Origin of the sequence: Thermotoga maritima MSB8, assembly GCF_000008545.1 — a bacterium.
GTDB lineage: Bacteria > Thermotogota > Thermotogae > Thermotogales > Thermotogaceae > Thermotoga > Thermotoga maritima.
The window spans coordinates 1,719,914-1,738,615 of sequence record NC_000853.1; the positions used below are offsets into that span (position 1 = coordinate 1,719,914).

Genomic DNA, 18,702 nt, shown 5'->3' on the forward strand with positions numbered 1-18,702 from the left:
TCGTGTGGGAGGTGACAGGATGATCGATCTCAGGTCCGACACCGTTACAAAACCAACAGAAGAGATGAGAAAAGCCATGGCACAGGCTGAGGTGGGAGACGATGTGTACGGAGAAGATCCAACCATCAACGAACTCGAAAGGCTCGCCGCAGAGACCTTTGGAAAGGAAGCGGCTCTCTTTGTACCCTCCGGCACCATGGGAAATCAAGTGAGCATAATGGCTCACACCCAGAGGGGCGATGAAGTGATACTGGAGGCAGACAGCCACATCTTCTGGTACGAGGTCGGAGCCATGGCGGTTCTCTCCGGAGTCATGCCCCATCCTGTACCTGGAAAAAATGGAGCCATGGACCCCGATGATGTGAGGAAGGCCATAAGACCCAGAAACATACACTTCCCCAGAACTTCGCTCATTGCCATCGAAAACACACACAACCGTTCCGGTGGAAGAGTGGTCCCGCTTGAAAACATAAAAGAGATTTGCACGATAGCCAAAGAACACGGCATAAACGTTCACATAGATGGTGCGAGGATCTTCAACGCCTCAATCGCTTCAGGTGTTCCCGTGAAGGAGTACGCCGGGTACGCCGATTCCGTGATGTTCTGTCTTTCAAAAGGTCTCTGCGCACCCGTCGGTTCGGTGGTTGTAGGAGACAGGGACTTCATAGAAAGAGCGAGAAAGGCGAGAAAGATGCTCGGTGGAGGGATGAGACAGGCAGGTGTTCTCGCTGCCGCTGGAATAATCGCCTTGACAAAGATGGTAGATCGATTGAAAGAAGATCATGAAAACGCCAGATTTCTCGCCCTGAAGTTGAAAGAAATAGGGTACTCCGTGAATCCCGAAGATGTGAAAACCAACATGGTGATTCTGAGGACCGACAACCTGAAGGTGAACGCGCACGGGTTCATAGAAGCGCTCAGAAACAGCGGGGTGCTCGCGAACGCCGTATCCGACACGGAGATCAGACTGGTAACCCACAAAGACGTTTCAAGAAACGACATAGAAGAGGCTCTGAACATCTTCGAAAAACTCTTCAGAAAATTCTCCTGAAACAGGAAAAAATTTCACGTTTTTTTCACGGTCGAAGCATTAAGATGAAGCTGGAGACTCTGAAGAGGAGGTGGAAGTATGAAAAGGTTTTTTGTGGTGATGCTCGTACTGACAGTGGCACTAGGTGTGTTCGCGGCGGGCTACAGAGGTTTCGCAGAACGGCCAGCTTTTGAAAGACAGCCCATGGGTTACGCTCAGCAGTTCCCGGGTTGCGGAGGAGGTCTCGGCTACGGTCCTAACGCTCCCATGTATGAAAGGCCTCAGATGAGAGCCGAAAGAGGTTTTGGCTACGGTCTCAAGCTCCAGATCAGAGACGAAGAACAGCTGAAACTCGCTCTCAAGACAAGGATCGCAGAAGCACTGAACAATCTGGATCTGAACGACGATCAGTTGAAAGAGCTCTACAATGTCGCGAAAGAAACAAAAGAACAGCTCGATTCCCTGAAAGAAAAGTTCGTTCAGCTCCATGAGGAGTACTACAACGCTCTCGTAAAAAGGGATACAAAGACAGCAGAAGACCTGAAAGACCAGATAGACGACCTCAGAGATGAAGTGCAGGATATCTACAAAGATTTCGCTGACAAAGTAGACGACATCATCACCGTGGATCAGTACAGAAAATTCAGAGGCGACAAAAGAATGCTCTTTGTTCTCCTCACCGACGAAGGCTTTGAAGTGCTGGAAGAAATGGTTCAGGAATAACCCTCTTTCCCCACACCCCGGCGGGCCCGCAGTGGGCCCGTTTTTTTTTCAAAGATTCATCTTCCACCACGCACTTAACCCTGTCGCTTCGAAATGACAATAATTCAAAATAAATGGATATATCCCAAAATGATTTCTAATATTGCGGAATAATTACTCTTCACTTCGTTTGGAACTCAATATCACAGTCTGATAAAATATCCATAACATAATCTTTTTATTAGTAAGTGTTATTTATTAACATCCATTTAAAGGAGGGGATGTTGTATGAGAAAGTTCGTTGTGGGGTTCCTGATGGTTTTAGTCGCTGCATTTTATTTTAGTGAAGTCGAGGTACAGCTTCCATGGTTTGGTGTAACAAACTTCGATCCCTACTACTGGCAAGCCCAGCATATTCTGGCTCAAGGAACCATTTTCGAAGGTTTGTTTGGTTATGTTCCAGATCCCAAATCGCTTGGCGGTGTAAAGGTTGTACCAGCTGTCTGTGAAAGTTATACAGTATCTGAAGATGGTTTAACCTATACCTTCTACTTGAGAAAAGATAAAAGATGGTCAAATGGTGATCCCGTTACTGCCTATGATTTCGAATTTGCTTGGAAAAGGGCTGCCAGTCCCGAAACACCAACTCTTCCACTCTGGGCTTCTCCTGTTCAGTACATAAAAAATGTCTACGATTGTAAATCCGGTGCCAAACCTCTTGATGAACTTGGAGTAAAAGCCCTGGATGACTACACACTTCAAGTTACTCTCTCAAGACCAATGCCATCTTTCATTAATATGCTTGTTCTCGGTGGAGCAATGCCTCTGCATAGGAAAACTGTTCAGGAACACCCTGAAGACTGGTGGAAGCCCGAGTATTTTGTTGGAAATGGACCGTATGTTATTGAATCCTTTACACCTAATTACGAGATAGTCCTGGTCAGAAATAAATACTATGTGGGAGATTTTCCTGGCAATGTTGATAGAATTGTGCTCAAAGCAGGCGGGCTTGGATTGCAGCAGTATTTAGCTGGAGAGATAGATGCTGTTTTTATCACCGCAGTTGGAGATTATGTGTTTGCATTGAAAAACAAACAACTTTCCAAGGAACTTCATGAAGAATCTGGTGTTCAATGGGTGGGATACGAAATCACAAGAAGCCTAAGTCCTGTTTTTGACGATATACGAATAAGAAAAGCACTTGCAATGGCTATTGACAAGAAAGTCTTAACTGACATTGTTCTTGGTGGTATGGCCATTCCAACACACGCATATTGTTCTCCTGATAGTGAAATAGCGGAAGCTGTGAAGGGAATACCCTATGATCCAGAACAGGCAAAGAAGTTACTAGCGGAAGCAGGTTATCCAAACGGAAAAGGTTTTCCAAAAGTGAAGTTCTACATAACAGGAGCGTCTGATCCTGTAGCGGAAGCACTGGTTGACCAGTGGAAAAAAGTTCTTGGAATCACTTTTGAAATTGAAAATATAGAGTCCGGTCAATTTTCAACACTGCAATGGAGTGATTTTGTGCCTTGGGCAGAACCAGGTGTATGTACAATTGGTGGGCCCGTCAACTGGCAAGACAGTGGTTCTCTTATGCAAACTGCCGATCATACATTCTGGTTCTACGATTACCCCGCTGAGGTACGTCAAAAACTCTATGAATTAAGAGAGAAAAGAGAAAGTGTCCTCAGAGAAGAAGGTGGAAAAACAGAAGAAGAGTGGAAGGAGATACTAAACCGCGCCCAGGAACTCTGGGAGAAGTGGCAAGAAGTTGTTAACTCCGAACCAGATGAATTCTTGAAAAAATACTTCCTTCTTCCTGCCCCCGGAGAATTGACCTTCATAGAACAAATCAACAAGTTGTATGAAGAATGGAAAAAAGCCACAACCGACGAGCAAAAAATTCAGCTCTGGAGATTGGCAATGAGAGCTATATACAATCAGGAATATTCTCTGGTTGAATACACCGGAATGAACCCAACTAATAGGGAAGCCAGAAGACTATGGGCAAGAATTCTCTATTCACCCTACGATAAAGCCGTCGAATATGCAAAGAAACTCCAGCAATTGTGTGTAGATCTTGCCTACGAAGTTCCTCTGTACGTTCAGAAAGTTGTGTATCTTGCCAAACCATACCTCAAGGGAATAGTTCCTTACAAATTCTCGTGGGGTCCCACTTTCTTCCTCTTCAAATACTTAACTGTTGAGAAGTGAATTCTGAGCCCTGGGATTTCCCAGGGCTCCTGCTAAACATGTCGAATGGGGTGGTTGATATGAGATTTTTAAAATTTCTCTTAAAAAGACTTTTGACCATTGCTATTTCTATGGTAGTTGTTATTGTAATAACATATGTTCTAATGTGGCTTGCCCCTGGAAATTTCTTTGAACTTCAACGCGTACGAGATGCGATAGCGAGAGTCACAACACCCGACGATCCTGCTTATCAAGCTACCCTGAAAGGTTTTGAAGAGAGATATGGTTTGAATAATCCTCTGTGGAAACAGATCCTTATGTATTTAAAAGGAGCTGTGGTTTTCAAATTCGGTCCTTCTTTTTCTGATCCTGCAAGAAACATAGAAGATTTGATAAAGGAGAAATTTCCTATTACTTTCACCCTTGCCCTTTCAAGCATCCTTTTCGCACTCGTGGTGGGAGTTCCTCTAGGAATCTTAGCAGCTCTCAAAAAAAACACATGGATTGACTATACTGCAATGACCGTTTCTGTTATAGGAGTTGCCATCCCATCGTATGTAGTAGCAGTCTTTCTCATACTGATTTTTAGCATCTATTTGGGATGGCTTCCCACTTCCGGATGGGAAGGAATAAGAACTAAAATCCTTCCAACCATAGCTTTGGCACTCGGTCCACTCGCTTCTGTTGCCAGATTTACAAGAGTCAGTCTTCTAGACACATTGAACCAAGACTTCATAAGAACCGCTTATGCAAAAGGTGGCGATGACAGAACGGTAATTATGAAACATGCTCTAAGGCCATCCATGATTCCTCTAGTAACGATAGTAGGCCCTCAAATGGCTTATCTCATGGTTGGCACCGTTTGGGTCGAGAACATCTTCAGAATACCAGGTTTGGGACAACTCTTTGCTAATGCAGCAGTCACTAGAGACTATCCACTTTTAGTAACTTCCACATTTATACTTGCCCTTACCGTTATGATCATGAACCTTATAGTTGATGTTCTTTATGCAATTCTCGATCCCAGAATAAAACTGGATTAAGGAGGTAATAAATCGGCATGTTAAGAAAAAATAAAACGGAATCCATTGGTTACTGGAAAGCCTTCTGGTTAAGATTCAAAAAAAACAAAATGGCAGTAATAGGGGGAGTTTTTGTTTTAATCCTTATAGCACTTGCAATACTGGCTCCCTATATTGCTCCATATCCTTACGACGAGCCTCACTATATCAGGGCTTTCGAGGGACCAAGCAAGGATTTCATATTCGGAACTGACGCATTGGGAAGAGATCTTTTCAGTAGAATTCTGTATAGTTTGAGAAACGCATGTATTATAGGTTTCGGTTCTCAATTTGTTGTCCTGATCATAGGAGGCATTCTGGGTGCTGTCGCTGGTTTCAAGGGAGGCTGGATAGACAAATTTATTATGAGTATTGTAGATATTATGTTTGCTTTTCCAACTTTTCTCTTCAACGTGATACTGGTTACAGCCTTAGGCAGGGGGCTTTTCACCATCTTCTTAGCTATAGGATTGACCGGATGGGCGGGAATGGCCCGACTTGTAAGAGGGCAAGTGTTGTATCTGAAGAATAGCGAATTTGTTGAAGCTGCAAAAGCCGCTGGTGCCAGCACCTTCTATATCATCAGAAAACATATTCTTCCCAATATGATAGGACCCATTCTTGTGAATCTTGCATTCGGAGTACCTGGAGCAATGATGACTGAAAGTGGTTTAGCAGTGATAGGAATGGGGGTAAGGCCTCCGATGCCGAGCTGGGGAAATCTTATAGGTGAAGGGATCGGGATGATGATGGCGTTCCCTCATCTGCTAATATTTCCTGCTGTCACTTTTGCTTTTACCTTGATAAGTTTCACGTTTCTTGCAGATGGCTTAAGAGATGCCTTTAATCCAAGGAGTGAGATATCATGATGGAACTGCTAAACGTGAATAATCTCAAGGTAGAGTTTCATAGAGTTGAAGGTATTGTCAAAGCAGTGGATGGAATCAGCTACAAATTGAACAAAGGCGAGAGTCTTGGAATAGTTGGTGAAAGTGGTTCTGGGAAGTCTGTATCAGTCCTTTCTCTTTTGAGATTGATAAATCGGAACGGGCGAATCGTTGATGGTGAGGCTATATTCCTAGGAAAAGACCTTTTGAAATTGAATAAAGAAGAATTGAGAAACATAAGAGGGAAAGATATAAGCATCATTTTTCAAAATCCAATGACCTCTCTTAATCCAATAATAAGAGTAGGAATTCAAGTAATGGAACCCATCATCTGGCATCGACTTATGAAGAATGAAGAAGCCAGAGAAAGAGCTATAGAACTCCTGGAACGTGTTGGAATCCCTGAATCACCAAAAAGATTTCTGAACTATCCGTTCCAATTCTCTGGCGGAATGAGACAAAGAGTAATGATCGCAATGGCACTTGCATGCCATCCTAAACTCTTAATAGCTGATGAGCCAACAACTGCTTTAGATGTGACTATTCAGGCACAAATAATGGAACTACTTCAGGAATTGAAAGAAGAATACGGTATGAGTGTTATATTCATAACACACGATCTTTCTGTGGCAACGAATTTTTGCGATCGAATAATTACAATGTATGCCGGAAAAATTGTTGAAGAAGCACCAGTAGAAGAAATTTTAAAAACACCCCTACACCCTTATACCAAGGGTTTGTTGAACTCTACCCTTGAAATAGGCTCCCGCGGAAAAAAACTGGTACCAATACCGGGAAACCCACCAAACCCCACGAAACATCCTTCTGGTTGTAAATTTCACCCGAGATGTAGTTTTGCAATGGAAATTTGTCAAAGAGAAGAACCGCCCCTCGTAAATATTTCTGAAAATCATCGTGTTGCATGCCATTTGATCAAGGGGGAATCAAAATGAAGCCTCTTTTACAAACCGTAGATTTAAAAAAATATTTTCCTCAGGGGAAAAGAATACTTAAAGCAGTTGATGGAATATCAATAGAAATAAAAGAAGGAGAGACACTTGGGTTGGTCGGTGAAAGCGGCTGTGGAAAATCGACTCTGGGGAGAACGATTCTCAAACTCCTCAGACCTGATGGCGGTAAGATTTTCTTCGAAGGAAAAGATATAACAAACTTGAATGACAAGGAGATGAAACCTTATAGGAAAAAGATGCAAATAATCTTCCAGGATCCTTTAGGATCTTTGAATCCACAGATGACTGTTGGAAGAATTATAGAAGATCCTCTCATAATTCACAAAATTGGAACGAAAAAAGAGAGGAGAAAACGAGTAGAAGAACTTTTAGATATGGTGGGAATAGGTAGAGAATTCATTAACAGTTTTCCACACGAATTTTCCGGAGGGCAGCAGCAAAGAATAGGAATAGCTCGAGCTTTAGCTCTGAATCCGAAATTTATAGTCTGTGACGAGCCAGTATCTGCTTTGGACGTTTCGATTCAGGCACAAATAATAGATCTTCTTGAAGAAATACAGCAGAAAATGGGTATCTCATACCTTTTCATTGCACACAATCTTGCAGTAGTCGAACATATAAGCCATAAAGTAGCTGTTATGTATCTCGGGAAAATTGTTGAGTATGGAGATGTAGATAAAATCTTCTTAAATCCAATTCATCCGTACACTCGAGCACTTTTGAAGAGCGTTCCTAAGATTCCATGGGACGGTCAAAAACAAAGATTTTATTCATTGAAAGGTGAACTTCCTTCTCCAATTGATCTTCCTAAAGGATGCAGATTCCAAACTAGATGTACAGAAAAAAAGGCAATCTGCTTTGAAAAAGAACCTGAACTCACAGAAGTGGAAAAAAATCATTTTGTGTCTTGTCATTTAGTCAGAAGCTATAGGGGGTGATTTTCTTGAAAAATTTTTTATTGTTTTTGCTTATGATCTTGATAATGGGAGGTATTGTTATGGGTGTTGATCCTTTTGAAAGGAACAAAATATTGGGAAGAGGCATTAATATAGGAAATGCGCTTGAAGCACCAAATGAGGGAGACTGGGGAGTGGTGATAAAAGATGAGTTCTTCGACATTATAAAAGAAGCCGGTTTCTCTCATGTTCGAATTCCAATAAGATGGAGTACGCACGCTTACGCGTTTCCTCCTTATAAAATCATGGATCGCTTCTTCAAAAGAGTGGATGAAGTGATAAACGGAGCCCTGAAAAGAGGACTGGCTGTTGTTATAAATATTCATCACTACGAGGAGTTAATGAATGATCCAGAAGAACACAAGGAAAGATTTCTTGCTCTTTGGAAACAAATTGCTGATCGTTATAAAGACTATCCCGAAACTCTATTTTTTGAAATTCTGAATGAACCTCACGGAAATCTTACTCCGGAAAAATGGAATGAACTGCTTGAGGAAGCTCTAAAAGTTATAAGATCAATTGACAAAAAGCACACTATAATTATAGGCACAGCTGAATGGGGGGGTATATCTGCCCTTGAAAAACTGTCTGTCCCAAAATGGGAAAAAAATTCTATAGTTACAATTCACTACTACAATCCTTTCGAATTTACCCATCAAGGAGCTGAGTGGGTGGAAGGATCTGAGAAATGGTTGGGAAGAAAGTGGGGATCTCCAGATGATCAGAAACATTTGATAGAAGAATTCAATTTTATAGAAGAATGGTCAAAAAAGAACAAAAGACCAATTTACATAGGTGAGTTTGGTGCCTACAGAAAAGCTGACCTTGAATCAAGAATAAAATGGACCTCCTTTGTCGTTCGCGAAATGGAGAAAAGGAGATGGAGCTGGGCATACTGGGAATTTTGTTCCGGTTTTGGTGTTTATGATACTCTGAGAAAAACCTGGAATAAAGATCTTTTAGAAGCTTTAATAGGAGGAGATAGCATTGAATAACACCATTCCAAGATGGCGTGGTTTCAACCTTCTGGAGGCCTTTTCCATTAAAAGTACAGGAAATTTTAAAGAGGAAGATTTTTTGTGGATGGCTCAGTGGGACTTTAATTTTGTTAGAATCCCTATGTGTCATCTTCTCTGGTCAGACCGGGGCAACCCATTTATTATCAGAGAAGATTTTTTTGAGAAAATCGATCGTGTAATTTTCTGGGGAGAGAAATATGGAATACATATATGTATTTCTCTTCACAGGGCACCTGGCTATTCTGTTAACAAGGAAGTAGAAGAGAAAACCAATCTGTGGAAAGATGAAACAGCTCAAGAAGCGTTCATTCATCACTGGTCTTTTATCGCACGTCGTTACAAAGGAATTTCTTCCACACACCTGAGTTTTAACTTAATAAATGAGCCTCCATTTCCTGATCCACAAATCATGAGTGTTGAAGATCACAACTCTCTTATCAAGAGAACTATTACAGAAATTCGAAAAATAGATCCCGAAAGATTAATTATAATAGATGGATTAGGCTATGGGAATATTCCAGTGGATGATTTAACAATTGAGAATACAGTGCAATCATGCAGAGGGTACATTCCCTTCAGTGTTACTCATTACAAAGCGGAATGGGTGGATAGTAAGGACTTTCCTGTTCCTGAGTGGCCAAATGGATGGCATTTTGGGGAATACTGGAACAGAGAAAAGTTATTGGAACATTATTTAACGTGGATAAAACTCAGACAAAAAGGAATAGAAGTATTCTGTGGAGAAATGGGAGCTTACAACAAAACACCTCACGATGTGGTTTTAAAATGGCTTGAAGATCTTTTAGAAATTTTTAAAACTTTGAACATAGGGTTTGCCTTATGGAATTTTAGAGGTCCTTTTGGTATTTTAGATTCGGAAAGGAAAGACGTTGAATACGAAGAATGGTATGGACATAAACTGGATAGGAAAATGTTGGAACTATTGAGAAAATATTAGCAAGTTATGCCTTAAGACGAGGAAACGTAATCAAGCAATCTGAAGAGTGATACCGTGTTTTCTATTGTACTCGAGCTGAATTCTCCTTCTTCTGTTCGTTTCTTCGATGGCTCTCTTCATCGCGTTTGTTATCCTGTCGGCGTACATGATGACCTTCCCGTTGACGTTCCTTGCGGTTCTCCCTATAATCTGGATGAGCGTTGTTTCAGATCGCAGGAAGCCTTCCACGTCCGCGTCCATGATCGCCACCGGTGACACCTCGAGAAGATCGAGACCCTCCCTCAGAAGGTTCACACCCCTGTAATTAACCTGCTTTTCTTCTTCTCTCAAAATGTTGACAAATTTTGATCTTGATGTTTCTGTATGGTAATATTCTTATGGAACATTACATAAAACTTTGTGTAATCTTTTGTCAACATAAGAGGTGATCGGATGTACAGAATCCTCGTGATAAATCCAGGTTCCTCCTCCACAAAAGTAGCAGTTTTCGAAGATGAAAAAAAGATCGCTGAAAAGAACGTCTCCCACAGCGTTGAAGAGCTGAAGAAATTCAAAAGGTCTATGGATCAGGAACCTTTGAGAAGAAAAGCGGTGGAAGACTTCATAGACGAGGTCGGCTACAGGATAGAAGACTTCAGCGCGATCGCTGCCAGAGGTGGTGTACTCGAGCCGGTTCCGGGGGGAACTTATGTTGTAAATGAATACATGGTGGATTACCTCATCAATCGTTCTCCCGTTGATCATGTATCCAATCTGGCAGCCGTAATCGGCTACAAACTGGGAAAACCCCACGGGATACCCTGTTTTGTGGTAGATCCGGTTTCAGTGGATGAGATGTGTGATGAGGCGCGTTTCTCTGGCATCCCTGAAATCGAAAGAAAAAGCTATTCTCACGCTCTGAACATCAAAGCGGTATTGAGAAAGGTTTCCAGAGAGATGGGCAAAACACCAGAAGAAGTGAAGATCGTAGTGGCACATCTTGGAAGCGGAATCTCTGTTTGTGCCTGTAAAAACGGAAAGATAATAGACGTGAACAACGCCAACGACGAAGGACCCTTCAGTATAGAGCGAACGGGAGAGCTTCCCGTTGGAGACGTTGTGAAGACGGCCTACTCCAGTAAACACTCAGCCGCCGAACTGAAAGAAGAATTCACCAGAAAAGGAGGGCTCCTGGCGTACCTTGGAACAAAGAACCTCAAGAAAGCCCTCGATAGTATGGAAACCTCGAGGAAAGCGAAACTGGTCGTTGAAGCCATGGCCTATCAGATCGCTAAAGAAATCGGTGGAATGTGCGCTGTCCTTGGAGAAAAACCCGACGCCATAGTGATAACGGGTGGTATGGCCCACGAAATCAGATTCGTCCGGATGATCACAGATTACATCGAAAAGTTCGGAAAAGTAGAGGTGATTCCAGGAGAGCTGGAAATGGAAGCCCTCGCGCTCGGTGTTTTGAGGGTGCTCAGAGGAGAGGAAAAAGCGATGGACTATCGGAGTGTGGTCGAATGAAGAATCTTCTGGAGATGGTTGAACTGGTTCGGGGAAAAAGAATGAAGATCGCCGTTGGGGCAGCAGAGGATGAAGAGGTTTTGAAAGCCGTTGCAAGAGCTAAGGAGGAAGAAATCGTAGATCCGGTGCTCTTTGGAAAGAGAAAAGATATAGAGACACTCGTGGAACGAATGAACCTCGAACTGGAAGCAGAAATCGTTCACGTTGAGGATCCTTTCGAAGCGGTCAGGAAAGCTGTCGAAAGCGTATCAAGGAATGAAACGCAGATACTGATGAAAGGAAAAATCAAAACAAGCGATCTGTTCTCCGTGTTTCTCAAGAAAGAGTACGGTCTCAGAACGGGTAGAACTCTCTCTGCTGTCAGCGTCCATGAAGTCCCTGGATACCACAAAATTCTGATCATCTCGGATGGTGGACTCGTCATCTCACCAAATCTTCAGCAGAGAATGGACATCGTGGAAAACTCGATTCTGGTCGCCCGAGCCCTCGGCATAGAGAAACCAAAGATCGCACTCCTGGGAACGGGTGATCTGAAAAGTCCTCTAACTCTCGAGATTGCCGCACTGTCGAAAATATTCCAGCAAAGGAACGACTGCATCGTTGACGGACCTTTAACACTCGATCTGGCTATCAGTGAAGAGTTGGCTTCGAAAGCAGGGAACAGTCCAGTAGCGGGAGATGCCGATATACTGATAGTTCCCAGCATAGAAACAGGAAACATCCTCAGCAAATCGCTCGTATACATGGCTCGCGGGAGAGCGGCGATCGTTGTTGTCGGTGGCAGAGTACCAGTTGTCCTCACCTCCAGGGCAGACGACGAGGAAACGAGATTCCTTTCCATCGCTTTGAGCGTACTGGTCGCACAGAAAAAGGGGTGATCGTGTGTTCAGAATCCTCACCATAAATCCCGGTTCTACATCCACAAAGCTGTCCATATTCGAAGACGAAAGAATGGTGAAGATGCAAAATTTCAGTCATTCACCGGATGAACTCGGCAGATTCCAGAAAATCCTGGATCAGCTTGAATTCAGGGAAAAGATAGCGAGACAGTTCGTCGAAGAAACTGGATACAGTCTGAGTTCTTTTTCCGCTTTTGTCAGCCGAGGAGGACTCCTCGATCCCATACCCGGGGGAGTGTATCTGGTGGACGGCCTAATGATAAAAACCCTGAAATCAGGAAAAAACGGAGAACACGCTTCGAATCTGGGAGCGATCATAGCCCACAGATTCTCGTCTGAAACGGGTGTTCCAGCCTACGTGGTGGATCCCGTCGTTGTCGATGAAATGGAAGATGTTGCACGTGTCAGCGGACATCCAAACTATCAGAGAAAATCTATATTTCACGCTTTGAACCAGAAGACCGTTGCAAAAGAAGTTGCCAGGATGATGAATAAAAGATACGAAGAGATGAACCTCGTTGTGGCTCACATGGGTGGGGGCATATCAATCGCCGCACACAGAAAGGGAAGAGTGATCGACGTGAACAACGCTCTGGACGGGGACGGACCGTTCACACCTGAAAGAAGCGGAACGCTACCTCTGACACAGCTTGTTGACCTTTGTTTCAGCGGGAAATTCACTTACGAAGAGATGAAGAAACGTATCGTGGGAAACGGTGGACTCGTGGCGTATCTTGGAACCAGCGATGCCAGAGAGGTGGTCAGAAGAATCAAACAGGGTGATGAGTGGGCGAAGAGGGTTTACAGAGCGATGGCCTATCAGATAGCCAAGTGGATAGGTAAGATGGCAGCCGTTTTGAAAGGTGAGGTTGATTTCATAGTTCTCACAGGTGGTCTGGCTCATGAAAAAGAGTTTCTGGTTCCATGGATCACCAAAAGGGTGAGTTTCATAGCACCGGTACTTGTCTTTCCAGGAAGCAACGAGGAAAAAGCACTTGCCCTTTCGGCACTGCGGGTGCTGAGAGGTGAAGAAAAGCCAAAAAATTATTCTGAAGAATCTCGAAGGTGGAGAGAAAGGTATGATTCGTATCTTGATGGGATCTTACGGTAGCGGAAAAACAGAAATATCGATCAATCTGGCCTTAAAACTGAAGAGTTCGGGGAAGGACGTATCACTGGTCGATCTGGATGTGGTAACACCTTATTTCAGATTGAGAGACCTGAAGAAAAAGTTAGAAGAACTCGGAATCCACGTTGTGACAGTGGGAGACAACCTCAGATACAGCGACTTGCCGATCATACCAAAGAACACAGACTGGCTGTCCAGTGAAGAAGCCGTCATCGACACGGGAGGAGAAGACGGAGCAAAAGCGGTAGGAGCCCTAAGACATCTCATGAATGGAAAAAACACTCACACTTATTTTGTCGTAAATGCCTTCAGACCGTTCTGTGAACGTCCGGAAGATATCATCGAAAACTTGAAGAAGATATCCACTCTTTCCAAGATGAAGATCGATTTCCTGATAAACAATTCCAATCTTGGAGACATGACCACAGCGGAAGTTGTTCTTGAGGGAGAACGAATAGTTTCAGAAGTTTCCAGGAAAACAGGGATAAAGGTTCTTTTCACCGTGGTTCCAGAAGAGCTGATCGATCCTCCTGAGACTGACTATCCTCTTTTCAGCATCAGAAGGTTCATGAAAAGAAAACTGGGAATCGGGGGGATGAGAACATGAGAGGCTACATAACGATCGATTCAGAAAGGTGCAAGGGTTGCGGTCTATGCATCTCCGTGTGTCCTGCAAAGGTGATCGAGTTCTCCCACAGATACAACTCGAAAGGCTATCACCCCGCGGTGTACAGGGGAGATGACTGCATAGCCTGCGGTTTCTGTTATCTCACGTGCCCGGATGTTTGTATAACCGTGTTCAGAGAGGTTCAGAAGAAAACCAACGTAAAGGTTTGAGGAGTGGTGCTTATGAAAAAACTCATGATGAAAGGAAACGAAGCGATAGCGGAATCTGCGATAAGAGCGGGTTGCAGATTGTACTTTGCTTATCCAATCACTCCCCAGAGCGAAATAGCAGAATACATGGCAAGAAGACTTCCTGAAGTAGGAGGTGTTTTCCTTCAGACCGAAAGTGAAATAGCAACGGTCAACATGGTTTATGGAGCCGCTTGCACCGGAAAACGTGTTATGACATCGACATCGTCTCCTGGTTTCAGCCTGATGCAGGAGGGGATCTCCTACATTGCAGGCGCAGAACTTCCCTGCGTTTTCGTCGACGTGGTGCGTGGAGGTCCCGGACTTGGAAACATCCAGCCTTCTCAGGGTGATTATTTTCAAGCCGTGAAAGGAGGAGGCCACGGGGATTACAGACTGATCGTTCTTGCACCATCAACACTTCAGGAAGCCGTGGATCTGACCCAGCTGGCTTTTGATCTCGCTGACAGATACAGAAATCCCGTTCTCATACTGGCGGATGGAATGATCGGCCAGATGATGGAACCTGTTGAGCTGCCGGAGATGAGAGATTTGTCCACCCTTCCAGATCATTCGGATTGGGCACTTCGAGGTGCCAGAAACAGAGAGCCGCACAGAATAGCCGCTTTCAACATAGATCCTGTCGGTCTTGAGAAAATGAACAAGCGCTTACAGGAAAAGTACAGGCTGATAGAAGCGTCAGAACAGCGATGGGAAGAGTACAGAGTGGATGGTGCAGAGTATCTGATGGTTGGCTACGGTACGATGGGAAGAATCCTCAAGAGCGTTGTGGACTCTCTGAGAGAAGAAGGAATACCGGCTGGCCTGTTCAGACCTGTGACACTCTGGCCTTTCCCGAAAAGAAGGCTCAAAGAACTGGCCAAAAAAGTGCAACTCATCTTCGTTGTGGAAATGAGTTCCGGACAGATGGTCGAAGACGTTCAGATTTCGGTAGAAGGGAAAGTGCCGGTACACTTCTACGGACGCATGGGAGGAGTTGTTCCAACACCCGAAGAAATACTGTTTGCTTTCAAGGAGGTGAGGAAATGGAAGTGATATTCAAAAGACCGAAAGCCTTGAGTGATAGAGAATTCACTTACTGTCCAGGATGCCACCATGGAATAATACACAGGCTGATAGCAGAAGTGATAGATGAGCTGGACATTCAGGAAAAAACCATAATGGTTGCCCCCGTCGGATGCTCTGTTTTCGCTTACGAGTTTTTCGATGTGGATGGGACGGTAGCCCCGCACGGAAGAGCACTCGCAGTGGCAACCGGTATAAAAAGAGCACTCCCGGACATGATAGTCTTCACCTATCAGGGAGATGGGGATCTCGCGGCCATCGGAATCGCAGAGACAATCCACGCGGCGAACCGAGGAGAAAAATTGACAACGATATTTGTCAACAACGCGGTGTACGGTATGACGGGTGGACAGATGGCACCCACCACCCTTTTGGGGCAGAAAACCACCACGACCCCATACGGTAGAACCGCAGCAAATGACGGATATCCTCTTCACGTTTCTGAAGCTCTGAGTACGATCGATGGAGTCGCTTACCTTGAACGTACAACGGTGAGTACCACAAAGGATATTCTGAACACAAAAAAAGCCATAAAGAAAGCTTTCCTCGCACAGATAAAGGGATTGGGATTCGGAATGGTGGAAGTGCTCAGCACCTGCCCTACAAACTGGGGGATGAGTCCAGTGGAAGCTCAAAACTGGCTTCTAGAGAACATGGTAAAGGAATTTCCTCCGAAAGTTTTTGTTGACAAGGTGGGCGATTGATATGGCGTATCACGCGATAATAATAGCCGGCTTTGGTGGTCAGGGAATCATGCTCACAGGACAGATAATTGCCGCAGCTGCTGTTAAAGAAGGGAAAAACGCCACCTGGCTTCCTTCGTACGGTCCCGAAATGAGAGGAGGAACCGCCAACTGCACCGTGATCGTGGATGAAAAACCAATCACTTCCCCCGTGGTTGATCATCCCACGGAAGTGATAGTAATGAACTTTCCCTCCATGATGAAATTTGGAGCAAAACTCAGATCCGGTGGTCTGCTCTTGGTCAATTCTTCTGTTGTTGAACAAATCGTAGAAAGGGACGATATAGAAACGATCGAAATACCAGCGAACGAAATGGCGGAAGAAGCGGGAAGCGTGAAAGCCGCGAACATGGTGATGCTCGGAGCCTTTCTGGAACTAACAAGAACAGTGAGCTTTGAAGCTGTAGAAGAAGTACTCAGAGAGAAACTTTCAAAAACCAAGGAAGATCTTCTCAAAATCGATCTGATCGCTATAAAAAAAGGCAGGGAGTTCATCGGTAGTTTGCACCACAAATCCTCTTGACAACCCGTGACTTTTCTGAGAAAATAGTATTCGGTTCAGGGGACGTGGTGCAGCCTGGTTAGCATGCCGGTCTGTCACACCGGTGGTCGCGGGTTCAAATCCCGTCGTCCCCGCCAGAAAGAAGAAAGGGGCTCAGAGCCCCTTTTTCTTTTTTATCTCTTCCCTGATTCTGAACAGCTCATCCCTCAAGGCCGCTGCATCTTCGTACCTGAGCTCACTTGCAGCCCGATACATTTCCTCTTCGAGAACGGCCATGTACTCCTCTGGGGAGAGCGTTTTCTTCATCTCAAAGATGTTTTTCACAGTGTCTCCGTACCTCTCAGGCTCTTCTTTCACCATGAACTGTTCGAATACTTCTATCTCCAGAGGCTTTATCACGGAACGTGGAGTGATACCGTGTTTTCTATTGTACTCGAGCTGAATTCTCCTTCTTCTGTTCGTTTCTTCGATGGCTCTCTTCATCGCGTTTGTTATCCTGTCGGCGTACATGATGACCTTCCCGTTGACGTTCCTTGCGGTTCTCCCTATAATCTGGATGAGCGTTGTTTCAGATCGCAGGAAGCCTTCCACGTCCGCGTCCATGATCGCTACCAGTGACACCTCGGGAAGATCGAGACCCTCCCTCAGAAGGTTCACACCAACGACCACGTCTACGTCTCCTCGCCTCAGTTTCTTCAGGACCTCAACCCTTTCTATGGCGTCCAGTTCGGAGTGAAGATAGAGCGATCTTATTCCAAGTTCCGTCAGATGTTCACTCAAAAGCTCTGCCGTTTTTTTGGTGAGCACCGTAACGAGGGCCCTCTCCCCTCTTTCTTTCACTTTCACGATCTCGTTCACAAGATCATCCACTTGCCCCGCGGTGGGACGTACCTCCACCTCTGGATCCACGAGTCCTGTGGGTCTAATGATCTGCTCGACGACCTGTTCAGAGATCGAGAGTTCGAAGTCTCCCGGCGTAGCGGAAACGAAGATGATCTGGCCTGTTTTTTTCAAAAATTCTTCGAAAGTCAGCGGTCTGTTGTCGTAAGCGGAAGGCAGACGAAAACCGTATTCGACCAGATTTTTCTTTCTGGATCTGTCTCCGTTGTACATGGCCCTGAGTTGAGGAACCGTGATGTGTGACTCGTCTATGAAAACGATGAAATCTTTATCGAAATAATCGAGAAGAGTGTACGGAGGCTCTCCCGGCTTTCTTCCATCGAAGTGCCTGGAGTAGTTCTCTATTCCAGGACAGTATCCCATGGTCTCCAGCAGCTCTATGTCGTTCAGAGTTCTCTGCTTCAAGCGTTCGTACTCGAGGATCTTTCCCTGTTTTTTGAGCTCTGAGAGTCTTTCGTTAAGCTCCTCCCTTATTGATTCGACGGCTCTTTTGAGTTTCTCCTCCGTTGTGATAAATTCAACGGCGGGATAGATGATGATCTTGTCAAGGTGCTCCAGTGTGGTGCGATTGAATCTGTCTATCAACGTTATCGAGTCCACTTCGTCTCCGAAGAATTCGATCCTGATCCCTTCATCCTGATACGTCGGGTAGATCTCCACCGTGTCTCCCTTCAGCCTGAAACATCCAGAAAGAGACACATCCTCCGTTCTCTGATAGCCTATCCTTGCCAGTCTTTCCGCGAGTTCCAGAACGTCTATTCTATCTCCAACAGCGAGATTTATGTTCATCCTATCGAAATCGTTCGGGTCTCCCGTGGCGTAAATACACGAAACACTCGCAACTACCACCACATCGCGACGAGTTCTCACAGATTTCAACGTGGACATTCTCATTCGCACGATCACATCGTTGATGTCAGCGTTCTTCTCTATGTAAAGATCCTTCGTTGGAATATAGGCCTCCGGTTGATAGTAATCGTAGTAACTTATGAAGAACTCCACTCGATTTTCCGGGAAGAACGTTTTGAACTCCTGATAAAGCTGGGCGGCAAGCGTCTTGTTCGGTGAGATCACAAGGGCGGGTCTGTTCACACGCGCTATCACGTTGGCCATGGTGAAAGTCTTTCCGCTCCCCGTAACACCGAGGAGCGTTTGAAATCTCATTCCCCTGTTCAAACCTTCTACAAGTTTTTCTATGGCCTGTGGCTGGTCACCCGTTGGCTCAAATTCACTCACCAGCTTGAACACAATTTTTTCCTCCTGGAAAACTTTTTAACATATCTATAATGGTAGAATCTCAAA

At 44.6% G+C, this 18,702-nt stretch carries 18 protein-coding genes, 1 tRNA gene and 1 pseudogene; 18 read left to right on the forward strand and 2 right to left on the reverse strand.

What is annotated here, in order from left to right:
- The first annotated feature begins 19 nt into the window (after positions 1-19).
- From ltaE to TM_RS08910, 9 genes are all read left to right on the forward strand, one after another.
- The gene (ltaE, locus tag TM_RS08870; protein ID WP_004082276.1) at positions 20-1,051 is read left to right on the forward strand and encodes a low-specificity L-threonine aldolase; all 1,032 of its coding nucleotides are present in this window, start codon (positions 20-22) and stop codon (positions 1,049-1,051) included.
- Between the two features lie 78 nt (positions 1,052-1,129).
- A complete protein-coding gene (locus TM_RS08875; RefSeq protein ID WP_004082277.1) occupies positions 1,130-1,753 on the forward strand; it encodes a hypothetical protein in 624 nt (207 codons plus the stop codon).
- A gap of 267 nt (positions 1,754-2,020) precedes the next feature.
- A complete protein-coding gene (locus TM_RS08880; protein ID WP_004082278.1) occupies positions 2,021-3,949 on the forward strand; it encodes a peptide ABC transporter substrate-binding protein in 1,929 nt (642 codons plus the stop codon).
- 59 nt (positions 3,950-4,008) lie between these two features.
- Positions 4,009-4,971 carry an ABC transporter permease gene (locus TM_RS08885; RefSeq protein ID WP_004082279.1) on the forward strand — a complete coding sequence of 321 codons (963 nt, stop codon included), beginning with the start codon at positions 4,009-4,011 and terminating at the stop codon, positions 4,969-4,971.
- A 17-nt stretch (positions 4,972-4,988) separates the two neighbouring features.
- Positions 4,989-5,858, forward strand: coding sequence for an ABC transporter permease (locus TM_RS08890; RefSeq protein ID WP_004082280.1), 870 nt, complete (start codon positions 4,989-4,991; stop codon positions 5,856-5,858).
- On the forward strand, positions 5,855-6,829 hold the full coding sequence (locus tag TM_RS08895; RefSeq protein ID WP_004082281.1) for an ABC transporter ATP-binding protein: 975 nt from the start codon (positions 5,855-5,857) through the stop codon (positions 6,827-6,829). Before TM_RS08890 ends, TM_RS08895 begins: the two co-directional genes overlap by 4 nt.
- Entirely contained in the window at positions 6,826-7,785 is a 960-nt protein-coding gene (locus TM_RS08900) for an ABC transporter ATP-binding protein (protein WP_004082282.1), read from the forward strand. Before TM_RS08895 ends, TM_RS08900 begins: the two co-directional genes overlap by 4 nt.
- Positions 7,786-7,844: 59 nt before the next feature.
- A complete protein-coding gene (locus TM_RS08905; RefSeq protein WP_004082283.1) occupies positions 7,845-8,798 on the forward strand; it encodes a glycoside hydrolase family 5 protein in 954 nt (317 codons plus the stop codon).
- Entirely contained in the window at positions 8,791-9,780 is a 990-nt protein-coding gene (locus TM_RS08910; protein ID WP_004082285.1) for a glycoside hydrolase family 5 protein, read from the forward strand. The genes TM_RS08905 and TM_RS08910 overlap by 8 nt, the downstream gene beginning before the upstream one ends.
- A 45-nt stretch (positions 9,781-9,825) precedes the next feature.
- Here the strand turns inward: TM_RS08910 and TM_RS08915 are convergent.
- A pseudogene (locus TM_RS08915) lies at positions 9,826-10,083 on the reverse strand (excinuclease ABC subunit B); the annotation flags it as partial.
- A gap of 129 nt (positions 10,084-10,212) precedes the next feature.
- On the opposite strand from TM_RS08915, the gene buk (TM_RS08920) reads away from it, so the two are divergent.
- The 9 genes from buk (TM_RS08920) to TM_RS08960 all read left to right on the forward strand — a co-directional run bounded on the left by buk (TM_RS08920) (position 10,213) and on the right by TM_RS08960 (position 16,637).
- On the forward strand, positions 10,213-11,286 hold the full coding sequence (buk, locus tag TM_RS08920) for a butyrate kinase (RefSeq protein WP_004082288.1): 1,074 nt from the start codon (positions 10,213-10,215) through the stop codon (positions 11,284-11,286).
- On the forward strand, positions 11,283-12,164 hold the full coding sequence (locus TM_RS08925) for a phosphate acyltransferase (RefSeq protein ID WP_004082289.1): 882 nt from the start codon (positions 11,283-11,285) through the stop codon (positions 12,162-12,164). Before buk (TM_RS08920) ends, TM_RS08925 begins: the two co-directional genes overlap by 4 nt.
- Before the next feature lie 4 nt (positions 12,165-12,168).
- Positions 12,169-13,296: a butyrate kinase gene (gene buk, locus TM_RS08930; RefSeq protein WP_004082291.1), complete on the forward strand. Its 1,128-nt coding sequence runs from the start codon at positions 12,169-12,171 to the stop codon at positions 13,294-13,296.
- Entirely contained in the window at positions 13,265-13,921 is a 657-nt protein-coding gene (locus tag TM_RS08935; RefSeq protein WP_004082293.1) for a hypothetical protein, read from the forward strand. Before buk (TM_RS08930) ends, TM_RS08935 begins: the two co-directional genes overlap by 32 nt.
- A complete protein-coding gene (locus tag TM_RS08940) occupies positions 13,918-14,151 on the forward strand; it encodes a 4Fe-4S dicluster domain-containing protein (RefSeq protein ID WP_004082295.1) in 234 nt (77 codons plus the stop codon). The genes TM_RS08935 and TM_RS08940 overlap by 4 nt, the downstream gene beginning before the upstream one ends.
- 12 nt (positions 14,152-14,163) lie before the next feature.
- Entirely contained in the window at positions 14,164-15,225 is a 1,062-nt protein-coding gene (locus TM_RS08945; protein WP_004082297.1) for a 3-methyl-2-oxobutanoate dehydrogenase subunit VorB, read from the forward strand.
- Positions 15,216-15,959, forward strand: coding sequence for a thiamine pyrophosphate-dependent enzyme (locus TM_RS08950; RefSeq protein WP_004082299.1), 744 nt, complete (start codon positions 15,216-15,218; stop codon positions 15,957-15,959). The genes TM_RS08945 and TM_RS08950 overlap by 10 nt, the downstream gene beginning before the upstream one ends.
- 1 nt (position 15,960) lies before the next feature.
- The gene (locus TM_RS08955) at positions 15,961-16,521 is read left to right on the forward strand and encodes a 2-oxoacid:acceptor oxidoreductase family protein (RefSeq protein ID WP_004082301.1); all 561 of its coding nucleotides are present in this window, start codon (positions 15,961-15,963) and stop codon (positions 16,519-16,521) included.
- 38 nt (positions 16,522-16,559) lie between these two features.
- Positions 16,560-16,637: transfer RNA gene (locus tag TM_RS08960), tRNA-Asp, on the forward strand.
- 16 nt (positions 16,638-16,653) lie between these two features.
- Here the strand turns inward: TM_RS08960 and uvrB are convergent.
- The gene (uvrB, locus tag TM_RS08965; RefSeq protein WP_004082307.1) at positions 16,654-18,648 is read right to left on the reverse strand and encodes an excinuclease ABC subunit UvrB; all 1,995 of its coding nucleotides are present in this window, start codon (positions 18,646-18,648) and stop codon (positions 16,654-16,656) included.
- Between the last annotated feature and the right edge of the window lie 54 nt (positions 18,649-18,702).